This window comes from Klebsiella pasteurii (genome assembly GCF_018139045.1).
Lineage (GTDB): Bacteria > Pseudomonadota > Gammaproteobacteria > Enterobacterales > Enterobacteriaceae > Klebsiella > Klebsiella grimontii.
The window spans coordinates 229,120-252,115 of sequence record NZ_CP073236.1 but is presented as its reverse complement, the minus strand read 5'-3'; the positions used below and the strand labels follow the sequence as shown (position 1 = coordinate 252,115).

22 protein-coding genes and 1 pseudogene are annotated in these 22,996 nt (G+C 38.3%); 9 read left to right on the top strand and 14 right to left on the bottom strand.

All coding sequences use genetic code 11. From position 1 onward, the window contains the following. Positions 1-65 precede the first annotated feature (65 nt). Both KCG39_RS01055 and KCG39_RS01050 read left to right on the top strand, forming a co-directional pair. Positions 66-1,274 carry a pyridoxal phosphate-dependent aminotransferase gene (locus tag KCG39_RS01055; protein ID WP_139529374.1) on the top strand — a complete coding sequence of 403 codons (1,209 nt, stop codon included), beginning with the start codon at positions 66-68 and terminating at the stop codon, positions 1,272-1,274. Positions 1,275-1,567: 293 nt separating this feature from the next. Next, positions 1,568-2,788, top strand: a complete 1,221-nt coding sequence (locus tag KCG39_RS01050; protein ID WP_211811625.1) for a tyrosine-type recombinase/integrase — start codon at positions 1,568-1,570, stop codon at positions 2,786-2,788. Between the two features lie 95 nt (positions 2,789-2,883). Here the strand turns inward: KCG39_RS01050 and KCG39_RS01045 are convergent, their stop codons facing one another. The 8 genes and pseudogenes from KCG39_RS01045 to KCG39_RS01010 form a co-directional block, all read right to left on the bottom strand. Beyond that, positions 2,884-3,198 carry a TfoX/Sxy family protein gene (locus KCG39_RS01045; protein ID WP_228299426.1) on the bottom strand — a complete coding sequence of 105 codons (315 nt, stop codon included), beginning with the start codon at positions 3,196-3,198 and terminating at the stop codon, positions 2,884-2,886. 114 nt (positions 3,199-3,312) lie between these two features. Further along, a complete protein-coding gene (gene pilV / locus KCG39_RS01040; protein ID WP_211811530.1) occupies positions 3,313-4,893 on the bottom strand; it encodes a shufflon system plasmid conjugative transfer pilus tip adhesin PilV in 1,581 nt (526 codons plus the stop codon). A 146-nt stretch (positions 4,894-5,039) separates the two neighbouring features. Then, a complete protein-coding gene (locus KCG39_RS01035; protein WP_211811529.1) occupies positions 5,040-5,597 on the bottom strand; it encodes a type 4 pilus major pilin in 558 nt (185 codons plus the stop codon). Positions 5,598-5,993: 396 nt separating this feature from the next. Continuing rightward, complete coding sequence (locus KCG39_RS01030) at positions 5,994-6,299, bottom strand: conjugal transfer protein TraD (RefSeq protein WP_211811528.1); 306 nt, start codon at positions 6,297-6,299, stop codon at positions 5,994-5,996. 228 nt (positions 6,300-6,527) lie between these two features. Next, the gene (locus KCG39_RS01025; protein ID WP_211811527.1) at positions 6,528-7,409 is read right to left on the bottom strand and encodes a plasmid partitioning protein RepB C-terminal domain-containing protein; all 882 of its coding nucleotides are present in this window, start codon (positions 7,407-7,409) and stop codon (positions 6,528-6,530) included. Beyond that, a complete protein-coding gene (locus KCG39_RS01020) occupies positions 7,402-8,304 on the bottom strand; it encodes a ParB/RepB/Spo0J family partition protein (protein ID WP_211811526.1) in 903 nt (300 codons plus the stop codon). The genes KCG39_RS01025 and KCG39_RS01020 overlap by 8 nt, the downstream gene beginning before the upstream one ends. 13 nt (positions 8,305-8,317) lie before the next feature. Then, positions 8,318-9,829, bottom strand: a complete 1,512-nt coding sequence (locus KCG39_RS01015) for a recombinase family protein (RefSeq protein ID WP_211811525.1) — start codon at positions 9,827-9,829, stop codon at positions 8,318-8,320. A 246-nt stretch (positions 9,830-10,075) separates the two neighbouring features. Beyond that, a pseudogene (locus KCG39_RS01010) lies at positions 10,076-10,385 on the bottom strand (conjugal transfer protein TraD). An 818-nt stretch (positions 10,386-11,203) separates the two neighbouring features. Here KCG39_RS01010 and mobQ point away from each other — a divergent pair. Beyond that, the gene (gene mobQ / locus KCG39_RS01005; protein ID WP_211811524.1) at positions 11,204-12,697 is read left to right on the top strand and encodes a MobQ family relaxase; all 1,494 of its coding nucleotides are present in this window, start codon (positions 11,204-11,206) and stop codon (positions 12,695-12,697) included. A gap of 137 nt (positions 12,698-12,834) precedes the next feature. Continuing rightward, entirely contained in the window at positions 12,835-14,319 is a 1,485-nt protein-coding gene (gene drt5, locus KCG39_RS01000; protein WP_211811523.1) for an antiviral reverse transcriptase Drt5, read from the top strand. A gap of 99 nt (positions 14,320-14,418) precedes the next feature. Here the strand turns inward: drt5 and KCG39_RS00995 are convergent, their stop codons facing one another. Next, entirely contained in the window at positions 14,419-14,970 is a 552-nt protein-coding gene (locus KCG39_RS00995; protein ID WP_211811522.1) for a membrane lipoprotein lipid attachment site-containing protein, read from the bottom strand. Then, positions 14,915-15,169 carry a hypothetical protein gene (locus tag KCG39_RS00990; protein ID WP_211811521.1) on the bottom strand — a complete coding sequence of 85 codons (255 nt, stop codon included), beginning with the start codon at positions 15,167-15,169 and terminating at the stop codon, positions 14,915-14,917. The genes KCG39_RS00995 and KCG39_RS00990 overlap by 56 nt, the downstream gene beginning before the upstream one ends. A gap of 235 nt (positions 15,170-15,404) precedes the next feature. On the opposite strand from KCG39_RS00990, the gene KCG39_RS00985 reads away from it, so the two are divergent. After that, a complete protein-coding gene (locus KCG39_RS00985; RefSeq protein ID WP_211811520.1) occupies positions 15,405-15,878 on the top strand; it encodes a DUF4755 domain-containing protein in 474 nt (157 codons plus the stop codon). A gap of 38 nt (positions 15,879-15,916) precedes the next feature. Then, positions 15,917-16,294, top strand: coding sequence for a hypothetical protein (locus tag KCG39_RS00980; RefSeq protein ID WP_211811519.1), 378 nt, complete (start codon positions 15,917-15,919; stop codon positions 16,292-16,294). A gap of 48 nt (positions 16,295-16,342) precedes the next feature. On the opposite strand, the gene KCG39_RS00975 is transcribed toward KCG39_RS00980, so the two are convergent. The 4 genes from KCG39_RS00975 to KCG39_RS00960 all read right to left on the bottom strand — a co-directional run bounded on the left by KCG39_RS00975 (position 16,343) and on the right by KCG39_RS00960 (position 20,083). After that, complete coding sequence (locus tag KCG39_RS00975) at positions 16,343-16,954, bottom strand: TIR domain-containing protein (protein ID WP_211811518.1); 612 nt, start codon at positions 16,952-16,954, stop codon at positions 16,343-16,345. A gap of 16 nt (positions 16,955-16,970) precedes the next feature. Then, on the bottom strand, positions 16,971-18,407 hold the full coding sequence (locus KCG39_RS00970; protein WP_211811517.1) for an SIR2 family protein: 1,437 nt from the start codon (positions 18,405-18,407) through the stop codon (positions 16,971-16,973). Positions 18,408-18,687: 280 nt separating this feature from the next. Continuing rightward, the gene (locus KCG39_RS00965; RefSeq protein WP_211811516.1) at positions 18,688-19,644 is read right to left on the bottom strand and encodes a hypothetical protein; all 957 of its coding nucleotides are present in this window, start codon (positions 19,642-19,644) and stop codon (positions 18,688-18,690) included. A gap of 169 nt (positions 19,645-19,813) precedes the next feature. Continuing rightward, the gene (locus tag KCG39_RS00960) at positions 19,814-20,083 is read right to left on the bottom strand and encodes a hypothetical protein (protein ID WP_211811515.1); all 270 of its coding nucleotides are present in this window, start codon (positions 20,081-20,083) and stop codon (positions 19,814-19,816) included. A gap of 1,073 nt (positions 20,084-21,156) precedes the next feature. Here KCG39_RS00960 and KCG39_RS00955 point away from each other — a divergent pair. The 3 genes from KCG39_RS00955 (at position 21,157) to KCG39_RS00945 (ending at position 22,954) form a co-directional block, all read left to right on the top strand. Then, the gene (locus KCG39_RS00955; RefSeq protein ID WP_211811514.1) at positions 21,157-21,825 is read left to right on the top strand and encodes a DNA-binding protein; all 669 of its coding nucleotides are present in this window, start codon (positions 21,157-21,159) and stop codon (positions 21,823-21,825) included. An 85-nt stretch (positions 21,826-21,910) separates the two neighbouring features. Next, the gene (locus KCG39_RS00950; RefSeq protein ID WP_211811513.1) at positions 21,911-22,390 is read left to right on the top strand and encodes a DUF4756 family protein; all 480 of its coding nucleotides are present in this window, start codon (positions 21,911-21,913) and stop codon (positions 22,388-22,390) included. 159 nt (positions 22,391-22,549) lie between these two features. Continuing rightward, positions 22,550-22,954, top strand: a complete 405-nt coding sequence (locus tag KCG39_RS00945) for an H-NS family histone-like protein (RefSeq protein WP_211811512.1) — start codon at positions 22,550-22,552, stop codon at positions 22,952-22,954. Positions 22,955-22,996: the final 42 nt, after the last annotated feature.

The window sequence follows — 22,996 nt, the reverse complement described above, 5'->3', positions numbered from 1 at the left end:
GAGTTTCCTGCTGATGTTGGGTACCTAATTGTATTAATTGAATCATTAGATACAAAAGAGGATTTATGAATAACAGTCAAATCGCCCGTCGTATGCGATCCGTACGGCCTTCTCCGACCGCGGCCATTTCTGACCAGGTACGGGTACTGGAAGCCGCAGGCAAGCAGGTTATCAACCTGGGCGAAGGGGAACTGGATTTTGCTACCCCGCCCCATATTAGCTATGCGGGCATTGAAGCTATCGTACATCACCAGACTAAGTATACCGCCGTTTCCGGCACCGCAGCGTTAAAGTCGGCGATTGCCGCCAAGTTCGCGCGCGACAACCAGCTGCACTACCGCCCGGAGGAGATCATCGCCGGGAGCGGCGCCAAGCAGCTCATTTTCAATGCCTTTCTGGCAACCCTGGACGTCGGGCAGCAGGTGATTATTCCCGCCCCCTACTGGGTCTCCTACCCGGATATGGTCTCTCTGGCCGACGGTGAACCGGTGATTGTGCCCTGTGATGAACAACACGGCTGGAAGCTGACGCCGGAACAACTGGCCGCAGCCCTCACCCCGTCAACGCGCTGGTTGATCCTCAATTCGCCGGGCAACCCGACCGGGGCGATTTACAGCGAACCGGAGCTGCGCGCGCTGGCAGACGTGCTGGCGGACTACCCGCAGGTGCTGGTGATGGCCGACGACATTTATGAGCCGCTGCGTTACGACAATACCCCGTTCACCACGTTTGCTCAGGCCGCGCCGCAGCTGGTTTCCCGCACGCTGACGGTGAACGGCGTGTCCAAAAGCCACGCCATGACCGGCTGGCGTCTGGGCTATGCGGGTGGGCCGCAGTGGCTGATTGCCGCCATGCAGATCCTGCAATCACAAAGCACGTCCAATCCCAGCAGTATTTCACAGGCGGCGGCGGTCTCGGCCCTTAACCATTCGGCGGATTTCTTCGACGGCTGGCTGCACAGGTTGGATAAACGTCGCCAGCAGGTGCTGGGGATGATTGCCGCCACCGAGGGCCTGAGCGCTTGCATCCCCCAGGGCGCATTCTATGTCTTTGCCAACTGCCAGCAGCTTATTGGGCGGGTGACCCCTGGCGGCGAAACCCTCTACGACGACAGCGGGCTGGCGAACTGGCTGTTAGAACACACTCAGGTGGCCGTGTTACACGGGTCCGCGTTCGGCATGCCGGGGTATTTACGTATTGCCTACGCGGTAGAAGATGGGCTGCTGACGCTGGCCTGTCAGCGGATTACCGAAGCCTGCGCGCAGCTGCGTTAGGGACAGGTTGAGGCAGCGTTTACCTACGCGGGCGCTGCCTCAACGCTTAATCTGGATAATGGCGCAACAGAAAGTGTATAAAACGAAAAACCCCGAGCTATTTAATAGCTCGGGGTTTATATTTGGCGGAAGCGTAGTCCGCCATGTTAGTGTCCGTCTAACTCTAAATAAATACTAATTTTTAAATATAAAACAATATGTTGTCATTATTTAGTGTTCGGTAATGTATTGCTAAACGGTCTAAAATCTGTCATTTTATGCACCACCTAATGCACCACGATGAAATATTACTTATGCCAAAGAAAGCTAAAGAACTGTCTGCACTGGCTGTTTCTAAACTTAAGGCCGATGCAGAATATTACGTTGGTGGCGCTGATGGCCTATACCTTCGGATTATTGGACGCTCGCGAGTTTGGGGCTTGCGTATTGTAATGGGAACCCGCATCAATAAAGCAGGTAAAACAGTTCCCCGCCGCCTTAACATGGGGTTAGGCCCCTATCCCGAAATTTCGCTGTCAGAAGCGCGCGATAAGGCGCGTGAACTGCGTAAGCAGATCCGTAATGGCGTTGATCCTCTTGCAGAAAAACACGCTCGAAAAGCGGCTCAAGAAGCTCAGGCACGTAAGCAAAAAACATTTCGTGAATGCGCTGAAGCCGTGATAGAAATCAAAAGTAGTGAGCTTAAGAATAAAAAGCATGTGGCGCAGTGGCGATCGACACTGGAAACCTATGCCTACCCGTTCATTGGGCAAAAAGTGATTGGTGAAATCACAAAAGTTGATCTTCTGACAATACTGGAGCCTATTTGGTTAACCAAGAATGAGACGGCTAGTCGTCTTCGTGGTCGTATTGAAGCCATCATCGATTACGCAAAGGCTAAAGAGTATTTTGAAGGTGATAACCCAGCAGCATGGAAAGGTATGTTGAAACCCCTGCTCCCTTTACCAAGCAAAGTGCAAGATCAAAAACATCACGCGTCATTACCTTATGAACAAATCGGTTCTTTTATGTCTGAATTGCGTAAACGTAAAGGAATCTCAGCTCGCGCTCTTGAGTTTTCTATCCTGACGGCTTCTCGCTCTGGTGAAGTTCGTGGCGCAGAGTGGTCAGAGATCGATCTGAAAGGTAAAACATGGACGATTCCCGCCAGTCGTATGAAAGCAGCAAAAGAACACCGGGTTCCTCTATCTGATGCTGTTGTTGCTCTGCTAAAAGATTTACCACGATTGAAAGATAACAATCATGTATTCCCCGCCCCTCGCGCTGAAACGCTTTCTGATATGTCGTTATTGGCTGTATTGAAACGAATGGGGCATGGTGGCTTAACGCAGCATGGCTTCCGTTCTACTTTCCGTGAGTGGGCTGGTGAAGCAACGGACTATCAACGTGAGGTTATTGAACATGCGTTGGCGCACCAGTTGGCAGATAAGGCTGAAGCAGCGTATCAGCGTGGGACGTTGTGGCCTAAGCGGGTGGAGCTGATGGATGATTGGACGGGGTATTGTTCAGCATGATCCTTACCTGTTATTAAATGCTGGCGTTAATAATTAATAAAATGTGAAAGGTCTGCCCTTCGGGTCGTAATTATTTTCGCTTACTTACAAAATAATTATTTTTTAGATTTTGGCAATGGCAGTTCATCATACATTGTATCAAGTAATCCTGCTAAAAACTCTTTATCATCAACATCATCCACCAATAACATTTCTTTCGCCCCTTCATAGGGTAACTCATAAGAAGTGACAGGCATATAAGCTATTGCTGAGCGAACCGGTTTGACAAGAAAACGATCATCATAGATACCGCCAACAATTTTTCCGCGATAGTAAATAATGAATTCCCCCATCATTGCGCGTGAAGTAATGTCATCTAATGATGACAATTGCTCTAAGATAAATTCTAAATATTTTTTTGTCGAGGGCATATCCGTATCACCGTTATAAATTAGTTGGATCGTAAACAACGTACACCATTTCAAAGTTTGTCGCAAGATAACTTGAGTATTAGACTGTAATAAATATAAAACACATTATTGATTTCAATACCCAACAGCTAACCAGCAAATGGGATATGATGTATAACCGTTACTGTCTGCTGATTGTCTTGTTCTTGTGTAAAACTCGGAAATACTATTAATAATGCCATAGGCAGCATCAACATATCGGCCCATGTCAGCGCAGTTTGTTACAGATAAATTAATGGAACTTATATCCGAAAATGGCACTGGAAATTTCTTTGTACCATCGGCGTTTCCTCTTCCCCATTGAGTGATAAGTCCGGTTGAAGTATTTTTCTGCCAGTATCCATTACTGTTTCTACCATTGATAATGGATGCTTGCCAGATGCCCGAGACACATGATAAAAGTAGACCTGATGCATTGCGCCCCTGTAAACCATTAGTCGCACAACTTGCACCTTCTTTCGCCACACCATTAATTTGTAAAAACTCATTCGTTGTTAATCGTCTATTAGCTATTATTTGACCTGACGATGTGATATCACCATCTACCTGAGCAGTTCCTGCAGCATAAAGATTGCCAGAGGCATTGATATAAGCTTTAATATTACCAGAACTATCTCCAGTTCCAACTGTACCTGATGCATATACATCAACAGTCCTGATGCCTCCAGTCCATCCAGAAGGAAGATTATTAGGATCAAGACCATTAGTGGCAAGACGTTGTTGTATTTTGGTATTTTTCCATACATTTAAAACAGTAGTGTAATTTGCAGCATGAGGAGAGTAAATGCTTAACGGACGAGCACCGTTACTCAGTCTGATTTCATAATCTTCCCCTGCAGAATCTCCCCCTAAAGTGATGGTATCTCCATAACCATTATGGGCAATAACTTCATGAGCTGCATAGATATTTCCTCCAGAGGTGATATTGCCACCAAATCTTCCTTTACCCGTAGCAGTAATATTTTTAGCATTATCGATATCATTCCCCCCCATATTAAGATTACCAGTCATCGGGAGCGTTCCATCACGACGTAAGTAAACAGAATACATCGAGGAATCATATCCAACGCGATAAACCAAAAGGCCCTCAGAAGTAATGTTTTTGAAATCGGATGATTTTTCACTCCATTGACCGCCATAGCCCGAAGCCACTGTTGCAGATTTTGTCATTCCACTATCAATACCCGCTGCCATCATTGCTTTACCCAATAAATCATAGCGAATCTTGGAGCCATCTTTCCATGCAGCAGTTGTAGCAACTAAACCGTTGATAACATAGTTGGGGGTTGTTCCATCACGCTTTAAGAGGATTTTATAAGACGATTTCTGTAAGTTATCTCCCGCATAGTTGACAGGTAAAAAACCCTCATTAACAAGTGTCTCAAAGGAAATTTCACAACCATCACCACTACAGGTTCTTGGTCCCGGATCGATACCTGTTCCAGCAGCATTAGAGAGTGTAGATAATTTATCATAGCGCACACTAATATAGCGGTTGACCGCTTCACCAAGCTGTTTAATTTGAGAACCAACAGCATTAGCTATTATTGTTTCCTGTTCATTTCTCATATCCTGAAATTTCAAAAAAGCTATCATGCTCCCTATCCCTAACACAAGAGTTAACTCTAATAGCGAAAAGCCTTTTTTTATTTTCATCGTTTATTTTCCTTTTTAGTTTTACATTCATATTAATTAACAGAAACAGAATAACTTTCAAGTTCTTGTATCCGACATTTATAAAATTCAGATACAAAAAAGCCGTCTGAAGAAAACAGAACGGCTTTAGGGACGTGAAATATCAATTATATTGATGTAAATATTAATGTGTTGCTTGTAGCGTTCGAACACGCTGAAGCCGTTGCCGCAACATCCAGCATTCCACCGGCAGCTTTAACCACCTTAGTTCCAACAGTAGCAATGTAAAAATTACCTGCGGCTGCGGTTGCAATCTTCACACACTCCGCTGCTGGCACGTTGTCATACGTGATCGTGAAAGAAGAGCCAGCTGCTGCTGATGGTCCTGTAGCTGCTGCCACCAACGTCACATTCCCTTTGAATGCATTAACTGGCTTTGCGGTGTTGCCTGTTCCGCTCAACATATTGTCAGGGAAAATCTTCGCCTGAACAGCAACGGTATTCGTGAGTCCGGCGAAGCTGGATGCTGACGTATAGAGTGCTTTGACACCTGCCTGTATGGTGGCAATGTTATTAGACTCAGCCTGTGCTCTCTGTGAAGCCTGAACCTTGGGATACACAATAAAAGCTGCAACCACTAACGCTGCGATAATCCCCAGAACAAGTAATAATTCGAGTAATGAGAAACCTTTTTTGCTTTTTCTTTTATTATTTAATAAAACCATTATTATCTCCTTTTTTATTTTAATGATACCTCCTGTTATAGCGCTTCTCTCATATCTGGCAATAGATAACGCAAGATATATATTATTCCACCTGATAGACGGATGAATTGAAAAAGGCAAAGATGGCTCTTTGCCTTTTGGGAGATTTAAAAACAACTTTGGTTATCACTACTTTCATCGTTATTACTTTCTAATGGGATATTAATCATATCTGATGAAAAGGCAATGATGACGTTTACAACATAAAAATTAATAGATTACTGGTCAAACAGAACGCATGAGTTAAAAGGAAAAAATATGTATTAATAAAAAGATTACTTAGCGTTCTGTTCTTTTATATAGATAACAGATATTAATTAGATATCAACCCCTGTCATTAAATTTATTTAATATTTTTTATTTCTGTCTTCCATCCATTTGAGCAAGAAACCACCTCCCTGCTTTTATATATTTTATTCTTTCAATATCATTCAACTCAGATGCTGAAAGTAAAATGCCCAGAACAAGTTCTTTATCCACCTGTTCGACACCACAATTCACAGCCTTAGCCACTTCCGCGCCAAGAATAATTTTTAGCCTTGTTTCAACTTTCTTTTGCTCTGATTTCTCCATTGACTTAAGACGGTTAAGTTCAAGTTGAGCAAATGCCACCTTTTGCTTTAATGTTTTTTCTTTTCTTGATCTTTTACTTTTATTATCCATGATTATTACCTCTGCTGTTCCTACGAATTTAATTATCACAAAGGCAAATAACGTCAAGTTAATAAAAATAAAATAAATATAACTTTGATTTCACGGATTGAAATTAGACTATCGATATTTTAGAATTTCGGATTCAAGAATAATATATAGTTATACAGTACTACTATGAACAATACACTACAACATAAAATGCATTGTTCATAGTGGTCCGTATAATATTCAACGCAACTAATCGTCTTCGCACATTGGCAATGAGTCAATGGCGGCAATTTTCTTTAATTGAGCTAAATAATCAGGATTATTATCTACTAACCAATTTAACACAGAATAATTAGAAAGCAATTTTTTAATGTGTCCGATAATCACTGCCAACTTTAGATTATTTGTACCATATATATTTTCGAGTTGCTTAGTCTCCATTTCCATAGCAGCCATTTCGCGTTCCATTCTGGCAAAATTTTTGGCTATGTCTTGTTGCTTGAGCTTCGAATCTTTCGGATTTATCAACATGTCATCAGGAGTATAATGTAATAATGATAGAGCAAATTTACGACTAAAATTATTTATACTCATCATCGTTGATACAGCTTCCAGCTGTCTTTCTGGTTTCATTTTACGTAAAATAGCAAATATTGCTTGAGGAACATGTTGATTTGCTAATAAAGCCGTAGTTTCCGGGCTAATCCCATCAAGTAATCTGAACTTTGCCCTGAGTGTATCTACTGATATATTCAGAGATTGACTAATCTTTTCCTCTGAAACACCAGCATCTACAGCCTGTAATATCATACGATACTCCTGAATAACAGGTAATCGATTAACATATTTGTTATAACTATAAGATTCTTCATCCTCTGAAATTAAACAAGGCACAGTGGATAGCCCAATATCCTTTGAAGCTTCAACTCTTAAGTGACCATCGAGTATGATTTTTTCTGACACCTTATTAATATAAATAACTATTGGTTCTATGATACCAACAGTTTTCACCGTTGAAAGTATTTGAAGATATTTAACACTTGATTTCACATTAATAGGTAAATCTTTCCCATATAACAGATCAGATACATTAATAATGAAACATTTATTGCCGAAGTTAGGTTTATTCATTTTCAAGTCCTCGTTCGGGGTCAACATTATCCAGAATAAATGCAGGGACAGAATTCAGGCTCTCAACAGATAGAAGTTCGGAAAACTCTCTATTTCTCAGTAAATTAATCATTATCTCCTTAACAACCATTAGGCTAGATATTGTAAACTCAGATCTTGTATGAATAATTTTATGTCTTTTGACGTTTTCTTGATAAAGTTCTTTTAACTCTTCAGAGGTAATCCGCTTCTTTTTTACACTCTGAACAAAAGAGTTATTATCACTTCCCTTACCTGATGTTTCTCTCTGAGCTAAGATCCTTTTAATTGCACCTATCTGCTTAGAGTTAAGCTCACCAGAATTAAAGCCTTCTAAAAGAAGGTGTTGTAAATCAACTCCTTTAGCTCTTGATATTTCTACCGCTATATATATCGGGATTCTGCCAGACTCAACAGCAGAAAGTAATTTATCTTCACCATTCTCTTTTAATGATACAATAGAAGATACCCAATTTTTAGAACGACCAATTTTATTAGCAATCTCTAACTCAGAAAAACCTTTATTCTTTAATTCTATAATGCTGTTGAGAAGCTCAGTCGAACGTGGTTTTCTTCGAGCAATATTTTCTGCAAGACTCATGATATGACCATCTTCATGATCTACTGACTTTAGTATTGCTGGGATTTGTTTTTCACCTAATATTTCATAAGCCTCAATCCGCCCTTGACCACAAATTAAATCGTATACATACGACTTACAGGTTGAGTCAGATAACCTAACCGTAATAGGTTTCTTTAGTCCTATGTTTTTTATACTTTCAACAAGTTCATCGTGAATAGATTTACTTCTTGAACGTGGATTAACGATCCTGATCTCTGAGATATCTATAAGCTTTATTTCTTCATATTCATTCATCAGTGAATTCCTTTTAAAAAACCTCACGTTTAAGGATTTGCAAAAAAGGTATCAAGTCATCATATCGATAAAACTCTAGCTGGTAAGGATTTAACTCTTCAAAAACAAACTGAGTATCTAATAACTCTATTGAAGGGAATATATAGTAATCTTTGGTGTTCACGTTTTGACTATCAAGTCTAACAACGATACAAATATCATAGCTATACTTTCTCTCAAACCGGATTCTCCAGCGCTTTCTCGCGTTATTCATGAAACAACGGGAGATAACTACAGACATTTTAACTTCATCGCTAATAGTAAATAATTTAGACTCCTCATCATAATCAACATAACAACCTTGTTCTGTAATATCAAAAATGAGTTTTCCAACTAAGCTATGATATTTTTCTCTTAGCAAGGAATTAATCCGCAAATAGTCATAATCATGCTTTGGTTTATAATCAATTAATTTATAAGCCTGTAATAGACCACCAAAACGTTTCCTATAAACAGATGAGGATGGTGTATCATCATCTTCATCTATAATTATGCCGGATAGTTTCCCTTTGGTTTTAAAAAGCTCGGAGAGTTTACCAAGTAAATCATCATTACTAAGATGAATACTTCTATTACTAATAATAGCCTGCACTTGTAAAAATAACTCAGGAGAAATAATAGCTTCAAAAGCATTTTCACATCTTATCCATTCATGCTGTGGGTTGTGAATAAGACGCTGCTTTAAACGAGAAGATGTTCGGTTATAGACATTATGACCAATATACTTTTCGTTAGTTAAAATCTCATGGATCTTTCCTCTAGTCCATTTAGTGCCATGCTCTGCAGTAATCCCCCTTCTATTCAACTCAGAGGCAATAACCCTCTCTGGCTTCGAATTATTCATGAATTGATCGTATATCCATTTAACCGTTATGACTTCATCTTCCGGCCCTAATACTAAAATTATTCGATCAGTCTGGATGCTTTTCCACTCTCTATATTTAAGTATCCCTTTATATTTATGGTTTTCATCTATCAACATTCTTCGTAAACCATATCCAGCAGGTCCGCCTTGGTGATATCCTCGGCCAGCCAGATTAGCTTGTCCAAGAAAGACTTTTTGTGATAAATCCCGACTAAAAGAAGAAGCTTTTTTTCGATCTATGAATAATTGAAAATCAGCATAATCACTATTACCTTCGATGATAGGGTTTGCACAATATATGATGCCAACACCATGCATTTGAAGTTGATGGGTATAATATCCAAATTGATCTATACTCTGAAATCGCCCAAAACGGCTTATGTCATAAACTAAAACTGCCTTAATATTTATTTTCCCTTCTACCACATCATCTATTAATTGTTGAAATGCCTGTCTTCGGTTTGCTGAAACCCCACTTTTTCCAGAGTCGTCATATGTATGAATGATATTCATCTTATGTTCTGACGCAAATTTACTTATGAATTGAGACTGATTGAATATTGAATACTGCTGATGGTCTGTAGACATTCTCAAATATTGAGCAACATTGACTTCATCCATAACACCCACCTCACCTCAATGAAAAAGATTATGGTTTCATGGAAAAGCCAAATTTCAAAAAACCTTCCTCCACAATACCTTAACGAAAATTCACTTAAGCTAAACTACACTATAAAGCACATAGATTTTCTTGAGCACGATCTCAAAAACGAACACTATTTGAACAATCACCTCTGTAGTTCTAAATACCCGACTGTCGCTGAATAAGAAAAAACCTTCATTATCATGATGTTATATTTTTCGTCGTTATTCCTGTCTACCAACCATATCCTCAAGAAACCTTTTACCGCGTAATTTCAGCCTTGCCTTATCCTCAGCACCAACATTTTGAAAATGTATTAATATACCCAACACAAACTCCTTATCGACATCTTCTACTTTACAGCCAAAATTTAGCTACTTCTGCCCCAAGGATTATCTTCAGGCGTGTCTCAGCGCTCTTAGTCAGGGATTTTTCCTTACTCTTTAGACGATTCAGACGCATCTGTGCTGATGCTATTTTTTGCTTAATTGTTTTTTCTGTTCGTGATTTTCTACTGTTATCAGTATCACTCATAATTACTTCTCTTTTTAGTTGTCAAAAACATGAAATACAATTAAAAAAAGAAAAGGTCAAACCATAGGCAGAGGATTGAATGTTTTGCATTCCAGATTAAATTACGCAACGCAAGATGATTGTTCAAACAAATCACATTGCTGGAACAGGGTTCATTCCTGCTAATCATAGGGTTCACCCCGAAAAAATGGTGTTTTGGTTTTAAAAATATCCTGCCAGCAAGCACAAAACAAAAACATGCAACACATACGAGTGCAATCACTAACATTAATTATACGATACTCTCCGCGTTACTTATTTTATTAAATTAATGAAAACAATTTCACCTCTTTTTTTTGACTCTGATTTCTGGTCTTAACCTGTGAATTATGCAACACATAAAATATTTTGTAATTTTCACTATTTATCTTAAATTCTGCTTTCCCGCCTCACTGCGGGAGGAAAAACACTCTTTTTGCCCTTTCGGGCACGCTCTGAAATCATAATATTCAATATAACCACGCCACCTCAGCCGTTCATCCGATTCTAGCCCTGTTAATTTCACAGCGTGTAAAACTAGCGTTATTATCAATAATATAGAAAAACTTAAAACATTGTCGTTATTTTTAGCTCCTTTAGGAGATATAAAAATAAAGCAATGCCCACCTATACACTGCTACGCAGTGTGTGGGGTCTACCGACGGTTGCCTGCCGCAGGCTAAAAGCAAAACCGAGGTCAACACCAAAGTTTTTCTTGCGAAAAACTAAAACCCGCATGGTTATATTTGCGATTCATTTATTGATTAGATATTTAAATTTATATTGAGGTTATATTTTTAATGGCGATTTTTCATCTGGATTTTAAAATTGTGAAACGTTCAGAGGGCATGACTTCCGTTGCGAAAGCTGCCTACCATGCCCGTACACGTATTACAGATGATCGCATTGGCGAGGTTTTCGATTTCAGCCACAGAACAGATCTACATGGTCATATTATATTAGCACCTGTTTCCGCCCCTGCTCATATTGTTGAAAGCTCGTCAGCACTCTGGAATGAAGTTGAAAGAGTTGAGCGCCAGAACAACGGACAAACAGCCCGTTATTTCGATATCGCTATCCCTGTAGAACTCAACAACGATGACAAGAAAAAATTAGTTGCCGAATACTGTCAGAAAAACTTTGTCGATAAGGGGATGATAGCTGATATCTCATTCCATGATTTAGACAGTAAAAACCCGCATGCACATGTTATGTTAACCCTGAAAACTATCACCGCTGCTGGCTTTGGCAAAAAAGACAGAAGCTGGAATGATAAGAATATGGTTGTTCAGTGGCGTGAGTCGTGGGCCACCATGTCAAACAACTACCTTGAAGCCGCAGGCAGTGAAGAACGTATCGATCATCGTTCTCTCAGGACACAATGTGCTGATGCCCTTACCCAAGCAGAAGAAGCATTCAGCGCTGAAGAGAAAGCATTCTGGCTTGCCAAGGCAACAGAAACTAACCGTCCGGCAATGCAACGTGTTCATCGTGCCAAGTGGAATGATAAGGAAGCACAGGAACAGCGAGCTGCTGAACAGGCCCTACGTAATAGTCAAATTGAAGAGGCTAAGAAGGTCTATACAACATTCAGTGAGCTACCACTGGAGATCGTGGTTGATGTCAGAAGCTTTATGATTACACATCTTGCTGAACCCGAAGAGATAGTCCTTCCAGACGACCCGGCAACAACAAAGCAGCAGCCTGTTATGATGACAGCAGCCATAAGCAGAAGGCCAGCAGTAAAATCTTACCGTGATCCCAATAAAGTCAGTAAGGTTAGTGCTGCAGGGAAGAAATCCCCTGTTCTGGTTGCTCCTGAACAAAATAAATCCACTAAATTGAAAAACCCATATCTTCAAAGAACCAGAGCGATGAACCGTGCTCCCATGAGTAGTAGGAAGCAGATTAAGCCGCATCAGAGTAGTTTGTTTAAGCGTTTCACACTACTGGTAGTAGGATATATAAGAGAGAGATTCGTATGGGCCAAAAGGAAACCCGATACCACTGATGCTGACCATGATAAACGTATTGCAGAGAACTATGTCTATGATGAAGTGCTGGGTGTCAATGTTCTTCGCTCGGAGTTTGAAAAACGAGCAAAATTTAACAGCACTCAAAAATCATCGCAAACAGAATTCGATATCGGCGCATCAGATAGTGATGAGTTCACTCGCTTCCCAAGTAGGTTGAGAAAAAAAAACACATCCCAGTATGCACATAACGATACACCTCTACAGACAGCAAGTAAGTTAACCACCACATCAAAGCTAAGGCCACCAAAATTTCCCTGAGGATAGAACCTCTATGCTGTACCATTCCAACTGAACTTTATACTTTGAAAAGTATATGTTTTTTAAGTGAACGGATGTATAGTGAGTGCAATGTGATTAACTATCTGTTGTTACAATATTTAGATAGGTGATAAAATATGACATCTACCATTGATTTTTATGAATCTGATTTCTCAGCCACATTATACCCATTAAAAACCAATCAAATATTACTCAAGCATCACTCACAAGAGATGTCAGAATATATTTATCAGAAGGTCATTAATCCTGCATATCCAACAGATAGTTTTCTGTCTCAGCAAAAAGTCTTTTCGACTAAACCTAAAGGTCATTTGAGACGAACTGTAAAATTAGATCCAGTAGCTGAGTATTTTATTTATGATGTTATCTATCGAAACAGGAAGATATTTAGGCCAGAAGTAAGCGGGTCGAGAAAAAGCTTTGGATATATTTTTAGGAACGGTAGCAGGATACCTATCCACGTTTCCTATAATGAATATAAACAAAGCTTAAAAAAATATTCTGAGCTATATTCTCACAGTATACATTTTGACATAGCATCTTATTTTAATAGTTTATATCACCATGATATAATCCACTGGTTTAGCTCAAAAGAAGGCGTTAGCCCTGCGGATGTTGAAGCTCTCGGACAGTTTTTTCGCGAAATTAACTCAGGACGAAGTATCGATTTTATGCCCCAAGGAATTTATCCGGCAAAAATGATCGGTAATGAGTTTCTAAAATTCGTTGATTTACATGGTCGCCTAAAATCTGCTCAAATAGTAAGATTTATGGATGACTTTACTATTTTTGACAATGACATTGAAACACTAAATAATGATTTCATCAGAATACAGCAGTTATTAGGGCAAGTATCCTTAAATATAAATCCGTCAAAAACCACATTTGACAATGTGATGGGAGATGTGAATGAAACCTTAACTCAGATCAAGTCATCACTTAAAGAAATCATTACGGAATATGAACATATACCTACAGCCTCAGGGGTAGAGGTAGTCGAGACTAATATTGAAATCATAAAGCACCTTGATGATGAACAAGTTAACAAATTAATAGACTTGCTAAAAGATGAAAAAATAGAAGAGTCTGATGCCGATTTAATTCTTGGTTTTTTGAGAACTCATAATGATAGTTTACTTTCTCAGATGCCAATGCTATTAGGCAGATTCCCAAATTTAATAAAACATATTTATACGATCTGTTCAGGTATTACCGATAAATCAGGATTAGTAAAAATATTGCTCAGCTATTTAAATACTAATAATAACTTTTTAGAATATCAATTGTTTTGGATTGGAGCAATAGTTGAAGACTATCTATTAGGTGTAGGTGAGTATGGCTCCGTTTTACACAAGTTATATGAGTTATCTGGTGATTTTAAAATTGCCAGAGCAAAAGTATTAGAGATACCGGAACAGGGTTTTGGTTTCAAAGAAATAAGGAATGAATACCTTAGAACCGGACAATCAGATTGGTTATCATGGTCTTCGGCTATCGGTACGAGAAATCTTAAATCAGCAGAGAGAAACTATATTCTTGATTATTTCTCAAAAGGCTCACCAATAAATTATCTTGTTGCATCTTGCGTCAAGAAACTTTAATTTAAAAGCCACCTTCTTGAAAGGTGGCTTTTAAAAATACCTTTAGTTCCTACCCTGACCTTCAACAGAACAACAGGGTACTTAACGATTCAGCATTACTTAGTTTGCTTTCCAACCATTACTGGTCTTTACAAGAGAAATAAGACCTTCAGCAGGTTCAGTCATTCCCCTGACGCCAGCGAATGCACTTTTATCTACCCACGAAGGAACACCAGCCAGCCTCCACGTATACGATACGCGAACAATCTTCATGCCACTTGCATCGGCTTCTGTCCATTCTTTAATTTCAGCTACGGCACGATGACCAATACAGACACCATCCTTGCGATCCCAGAACTCAACCTCTTGTCCCTTATCCGTTACTTCCAGAACATCAACGTTGCTAAAGCTGTTAGACTCCTGCGAAACATCAAACAGCCCCTGCTCAGACAGACCTTTTAGGATTTCATCATTTTCATTGTATCCGGCAGAACGATAACCACGATTGACCCGAACAGGAAAACCTTTATTAAACACGCGATCATTATCCTGTAGTGCATAGCACACCTTAGATTTTGATATCTTCGCGTTAATCGCCTTTTCAAAATCACCTTTCTCACCACATCCCGCCAGCGCCATTGCTGCGCCAGCAACGAGTAAAATCTTCTTCATCTGCGTATCCATCCTGATAATCAAAAATACTGTTATGTGTTGATGCTTTTCTAGTTAGCTGTAGTGTTTCTGCGTGTTCAGACAGATATGACACAACAAAACCACCGCCTAACCAATTGATAGGATTCAATTCTTTTTGAGGCTCGTCATATCGTTTAAAACGATCAAAAACAACATTATGATAGTTTTTATCTATCATAATTTAATATTCGATCGTTTTTAACAATTGATCACCGATCGATACCGCACCTTTAATCGTTAAAAACTATCAATAATTGATTATCGATCTTTTATATCGATCATATTTTTACGTTCTGATAGGCTTGAGAGGCAGGGACAAGAGCCACAACCGCAGCACTGTAAGAGAGTGAACCCCTTTAAAGTTCTGCGGTCAGGCCAAGCCCCTTTAACTCATTTACATGGAGGAAGTAAGAGTGGAAGCAGTAGGTATTGTATTTTTAGTAGTGCTCTTCGTCGTTATCATGACCGCAGTAGATATACAGAAGAAAAAGCACTACAACAGCTTCACTGAAGTTCTGGATGGAGACATTTTATCTTATGAATGTCAGCGAACCGGGATTGTCATAGACACCAAACAGCGCACCATTCGTTTTTTCGATAAAGAAAGAGACAAGACCTATTCCTATGACAATATCAGAGAGATCAATTATACGCTTTCTGACGCTGGGAAATTTTACGGTAATGGAACATTGAGAGGTATGAATAATGCCGCTATTACTAACTGGAGAGAACAACTTTCAGCTAATCAACGTTCTGGCCTAAATATTTTAACTGATGACATTAAAAATCCCATGTGGAAAATTAATGTTCCCTTGAAGAATAAAACCACTTCAAATCAAGAACTCTGCGAACGCTGGCTTCTTGTCTTTAAACAATATGTTTTTTAATCCGTTATCTTTAATTATTATCTACCTATGGGCCTAAAATGAAAAAAATGCTTATTGCTGTATTGGCTATTGTTCCCCTAGCCAGTTGCACCGTACATGGTAATAAATCTCTTACAGATGAAAATCATCAGACGGTAAAGCTAAAAATCGTCAAAGGAAAAACTACCCAACAAGAGATCCTTACCGCATTCGGAGAACCACAGACACGCGCCACAAATGATGGACAAGAGATGTGGAGCTACTCCAGCATGACGGGAGAAAGCCAGTTATCTAACTACATTCCCGGTCTCGCTCTACTGACAAGTAGCAGTACAGCACACATTAAATCACTGGATATCTGGTTTAAGGGTAATGTTGTGGATAAATATAACTTTAGCCAGACAGCCAGTAAGACTTCACGCGGCCTACTTGATTAATTAATATGTATATAGGCCACAAACATCTGTGGCCCTTTTCATTATTATCTATTTTTGTTTAGATAAATTGTAGGAACTTATTTTTTTAGATTTTTCATAAGCATTTTCAATATATGAAGATAGATCTGCTAAAAACCGGTCTTCTTCTATCAATGAAATATACGAACCTGTCAATTGATCATATGATTTGCACTCAGGGCAACAATACTTATCTTCTGAAGTCAGATTAAATCTATTATTATTAATAATGTCATATAATTTAGTTACATCAATAGTTCTTGATGAACATCCATCAGGCTTGATTGAAGAAGATACTAACCAGTCATAACTATTATTAACCTTCATTATCACACCAACAATGCCATTAGTCCGGGAGGTGGTTCCACCTCTCTTGTATTCTTTCAATGCATATTCAATTTCCCAGTCAATCCATTTACTTTTAATCATATTTGGGGAAATAATTACAATTAAAACAGATGTCCCGAAAATCATATTTTTAAGATTGTTCTTTATATTATCTACTGTTGTATTACTTATATCAGGAGACTCCGATGTCTCCCCTTTATAGTAAACAGCGTCATCACCTAATGCCTTGACAATTTTGTCTCTTAAATCCTGTGCTTCACTATATTTATATGATATGAATGTTTCATGAGCCATAACTTCACCTAATATATTATTTATTCAGTTTGTTTATGATTTTTATTACAACTTCTATTGTTTTTTTTACCGAAAACTCTTTTTCAGTAAGCTCAAACAAATCATTATATATCCATTCATTACTTCCATAATATTTATTAGGATCTTGTGATATTTGTTCAAATATATATTCAGACATATACCCGGTATTAGGTAAAGGAATTGGTACAAGGCCATGTTGAACAGCAATCTCAAACTCTCTAAATACGCCCCTAGCATTTATTATATCATTATTTTTCTCTTGTTTATTTCCAAAAATAAACAATGCAATACCACCAAGAGGAATCATTCTCTGTCTATACTCCTCCCAAAGTTCTTGAATATCTTTCCCCTTGCTGACAGTTTGAGGAAATGGTCTAACTATAAGCTGTTCTTCTGATAATTTATCTGGCCTACTATAAATGGCATCCAACGCACCATTTATCACAGAACTTCCGACGCCCCATCCAAATCCATTCACTATCCTATAATTATTCTTTATAATCTCATATGCTAATGTATGAATAAAGTCTAATGCTTTGGGCCTTTCAAGCCCCCCATATTTTTCTGCACTACCCGAAATAAATATCGTTTTCTTTTTAAATGACTGTTCTATCTTAGCTAGAATTATAGGGATGTCAGAATATTCATCTATTAATAATACTTGTATGCCAAATCTCTTGAGATCATCAATTCGCAGCTTTTGTTTTCTGATCTTGTAGGTTACTGTTTCTTCATCATCTAGCGAATTATTAGCCTCATTCTTCATAAAACAATAATGTACTCTCTTATCCCCAGAATGAGTATACAAACGACTCAAAATATAATCCAGATTTGGATCGGTAAAACTAAATCCTATAAATAGAAAAGTTTTTGATATTAAATCCCCGCTAAGTGCGGTAATAAATGAGGCGTGTGTTCTGTAGTATTTTTCATACTGCTCTTTATATAAAATAGCCTTGGAGGGAGACGAAATATCACCATGCATTTTATATACTATCGCATCTCGCTTAGGTCGGGTTGTATTTAAATCATCTATGTTTCTTTTTATATCTGCAATCTTGTAAACTTTCCGTAGACTATCTTCAATTAAAGTGTCATAGTTTGTTGTCCAAAATGTCTTAATTGGTAAACGTGCAATTATATTATGAACTTCTGATGGTTCTGCTTGCTCAGAAAACTCTTCGATTATCTTCCTCGTGAGTTTTGTAGCCCCTTTCTTTTCATTAACATGAAATTGAGCAAGCGATATTAGATCGTCTTCTTTATTAATGTCTAAACTAAGCTCTTCTGCTATATCGCTAAGTAATTCTTTCCAATCGACATAACCTTGACTTTTAGACATCCCTGCGCCAGAAAAAATAGCAGCACAATCATTTTCCAGATCTTTAACAAAATCTTTTATGAAAACTTCAATTTCATTACTAAACGTCATTACACTTATCTCCATTTTAACTATTATTCCCAAAAGCAGAGAATAAACCTTTCAACCGGAGTTCATGAAACAGCATCTAAAAACATTTTGCTGGATACGTATAAAATCATACTGGATATAAAAACAGCCGTCGACAACTAAAATCATTCCAAATGGCATTGATCAAATTACATATAAAAATCATTCATCCCATCGCATTCACGGAGATGATATTTCACCCAGCACTTTTACATTATAAAAAATATAGATGCATATTTACAACATTTATTTTCTTAAAAAACTACAAAGCTGGAGGCACAGCAGTTTTAATGTTACCAATACGCATGGGTAGCTCACCTTCTCGCTGGCACAGCTTCTTAATGGATTGCCACTCTTCAGCTTCTGACTCCATATGAGCAGCAACCGAATCAAAAGCACCTTCAGCTACGACTATAGTAGGTTCTTTATCTGTTTCGTTGGCTACCAGCTCCGTTTTTGATACCTCGGCCAGTTCTTCTTCCAACTCAGCCACATTCGCTTTCAGTTCATCAAGACTACTGGCGGCGTCTCTTGGCGTATAGAAGAACAGCCCACTGATGAAGATAGCTTCCATTACCTCACTGAAAGAAAACGAGGTATCGCCATAAACAAAGCAGCTATGCTTGGAACTCTTCACCCCTGATACGTACTTCTTCAACAATCCGTCCTTCGCTGAAGTCATCAATGTCTGTTTGCTATAGAGGATTACTGGCAGATTCTTTATCTCATGAACATCACCGCTGATACTCCAGCGATCTTTATCCCCTTTGATGAAGCCTGAAGCATCACAGCTACTTTCTATGTCAAACTCATCAGTCGGGAATCGTTCGCGATTAAAATAGGTCGAAAAATCTTCCCCTTCTTCCATATCCTGACGCTTGTAAGCGCGATAAACCAAGCTGCGACGATCAATCCCAATCCATTCAATATCCCATGTCGTTGGCCCGGACGGTTTTCTTACCTCATCTATATAAGCACCAACATCTCTATCCAGATAAGCGGCTAACAGTGCCTTCCAAGGTTCTATCGCCAAGAAGATACTTGCCAGTGTTGTTCCTTCTTCAATCAGAGTCGTATGATGGAAGAAGCGAAGAAGAAAAAAGGGATCGGTATTGGCTATCGTGTTCTGGATGGATAGCAATGGAACCGCCGAGGTTTCATCGTAATCGGACTGAAACCGCAGTATTGCATCAGAACAAAAAATTAATTTACCTTCCATCGCTCACCGCCTCCTGACGTTATCAGACAAAGCATTTTACCAGAACACTGCCACTTACCGCATTCGACTTTAACCTGATGCATGTTCATTGATAGTTCTGGATATAGATTCAACCCAAAAGCATTGACCTTATGGATAACATCACAACATCTGAAACTGATAACTCATGTTATAACATCTGTGATTTTATAGTTTCTTCACTCATCAGAGTGAGTTCTGAAACCAAGCGAATATAAATATTCTTTAACCTGTCTTTGTCGCAACGACTTACAGACTCTGATAACAGATAATAACTAAAATTATTTACGCAAATGTCATTGCCGTTTTCAAGAGTAAGTTTTATTCCATGTTCGGTATCTTCCACTTTGTTTACGACACATATCAGAACTGGTGTTTTCTCATGGGGATGAAAGAGTGTTATCATTTTAATATTGTTCATTTGTTTTTTCCTTTTTTATTTATTATTACTTAATACTACATCACGATCGTGAAAATCAAATATATTTATGTTTTAACCATGATTTTTCTTCTTATTTTTAAACTACTTTTTGAAAAAATCTTTATCTCTGTGCTGACGCACTGCTACGCCCTGACGCTGACATTTTTATTTTATTCATCTCCTGTCTGTTAAATAAAAAGAAAAGTATTCGATCATTATTTGATCTATTTTTCTCATAATGCTGAATTCAGATCCTATGTTTAAACATAGTCTTTTCCTTTAGACATATAGCATTTGCTCTTAAACGTAGAGGAAAACTATATCCTTTGTAGCAGCACTTCGTGATTGTTGCGAACAATCACTCTGCTGAACAGGGCTTGCCCCTGTTAATATTGGATTTATCCAAAAAAGATCGCGTCGAAGACGCACACAAAGTAAAAGGCAAATTAATTAATCTCTCACAATAAAAGCAGCGATTCGTGATTGTAGAAAACAATCACTCCGCTGTAATAACATAATAAGAAAAATAAAACAGATTACACCATTGGTGCCATTTTCATAAGGCACAAATAAACTCCATCGCAAAACGTTTCTGAACATAACAATTAAGAAAAGTTTTAATGCCACTCATTTTCATTACTGAAAACTTCCAACGTCATTCATAAAACAGCAGGTGCCATTCAACAGGCACACATTCCCTTTTACTATATTAAACTTATTACTATATTACAGCTGTTATTTCTTATATAAAACAATAGATTACAGAAAAAAGGTTATAGATTCCTATAACTATGGTTATCGATATCTATAACTCGGGTTATAGTTTTCTATAACCATGGTTAGCAAAATCTATAACTATAGTTCCGTACTGAAACTATTATTTAATAACTGGCGGACATCCCACTCTCAGTAAACTTATTCCAGCCAGAAAGTAATAAGCTTTTTATCCATCATACTCAATGGATAGCTCTCCACTATTTCAAAACTTTTTCCACTTATTTTTGACTTTGTTATTGACGGCAGTGTTTAATCTGTTATGTATTAATAAAAACAACAATAAAAGGAAAAACACAATGATACAGATAGATTTCAAATCCCTTAACGACTTATCACCTTTTGAGCTAAAGCAATATATTGACGAACACCATTTCACCTCTGAACAGAAAGTACAGATATTCGAACATTACTACAGCACACATAAAGATATTACCAACATCTATTCAAGAAAAGAAAACATCAAATCCATCAAGAAAGATGTTGATTATGTTCATATGTTCACTAAAAACTTCCAGCAGCTCGCAGAGCTTAATATCTCAAAGAATGAGTTAAAAGTCATCGCAAGGATCTTAAATATCATGGAGTTTGGAAACTGCTTTCATATCTCACAAGCAAAGCTATGCCGAGATTTAGATATTAAAAAATCAAATATGTCTCTTGTCTTTAAAAAGCTCAAAAAGAAAGGGATCATTATTGATAAAGACGGAGACCTTTTTATGAACTCCAACATATTTCTTAAGGGACAAGCACATTCTATCAATGCTAAACAACGACCTAATGTCAAAAAGGCACAGGGATTTGTTGTTGATGAGAAAGGAAGGTTTGAGAACGTTTATACTTTTCGTTCAGATACTGATGAAAGCAATAATATGGACAGAAATAGTGAACCATCTACGGATGGTGAAGATTTGAAACAAAAGACCCCTGAGAAGATGCCCAAATACCTATTTGAAAAGACAGAATAATCGATAAAATATTTCACTGTAATTTGACACTTACACTACATTTCGTAATATAAATATATCCACTATTTTATTAACGAGGTCTTATATGAGAAAAGTAAAAACAGACAACAGTGATTTAATCGAATACGTAAATACAGTCAAAGAACTAAAAAATCATATTACGATTGAAGAATACAGAAATGAATATCGTAGACTACGCTCTGATGATATTCCTTTGATTAAAGCTCAGAAATTTAAGTCTGAACATACTGAACTTCGCAGACTGGATAAAAAGAGAGAATCCCTTATTGAATGTTTTATTGATGAATTAAATCCTATCAGTAGTTCAAAAGCTAACACATCTGCGAAATCATCAGGTAATTTTGATCTATTTAACGAACGTGTATTATACCGTAAGGCCATTTCAGAAAAGAGTGATGAAGAAATAATATCCCTAATCATAAAACAGCGTACAGAAGCCGCCGTTGAGTCCCAGCGTTCCATAGAACAAAGTCTTGAGCAACTCTCTCACATCTCGTCAGAGTTCGAGCCATCAAGCCAAAAGCGCAGGAAGATGTCTCTTTAAAACTGGCCTATGCTATTTAGTGTAAAATGAGATTTATTGTATTGCTTAAGCGATAATATTTACTATATTATTTACTGACAGTTATGCTTTTGGCTGTTCAAAAACATTATATACATTGACCTCATTAATCACCCCTTTTAAAACACCGGATAACATACTATGAGTGAAGCTCTCAAGGCACTGAACAATATTCGTACACTTCGCGCACATGCTCGTGAAACAGATCTGGCAACTCTGGAAGAGATGCTGGAAAAACTCTCCGCTGTCGTTGAAGATCGTCGTGAGGAAGAAAGTGCTGTCCGTAAAGAACAAGAAGAACGTCAGGCTAAGCTGGAAGCCTTCCGTCAGAAACTGTTAGAAGATGGTATTGACCCGGCGGAACTCCTTGCTGCTGTTGGCTCATCTCAGCCTAAAGCCAAATCGACACGCGCTCCTCGCCCTGCTAAATATAAATATACAGATGAAAACGGCAACGAGCAGACTTGGACAGGTCAAGGCCGCACTCCTAAAGCAATAGCTGCTGCTATTGAGTCTGGTAAAGCACTGGAAGACTTCACGCTCTGATCACAGTAAAACCGTCAATCTAATTTGGCGGTTTTAAACCCA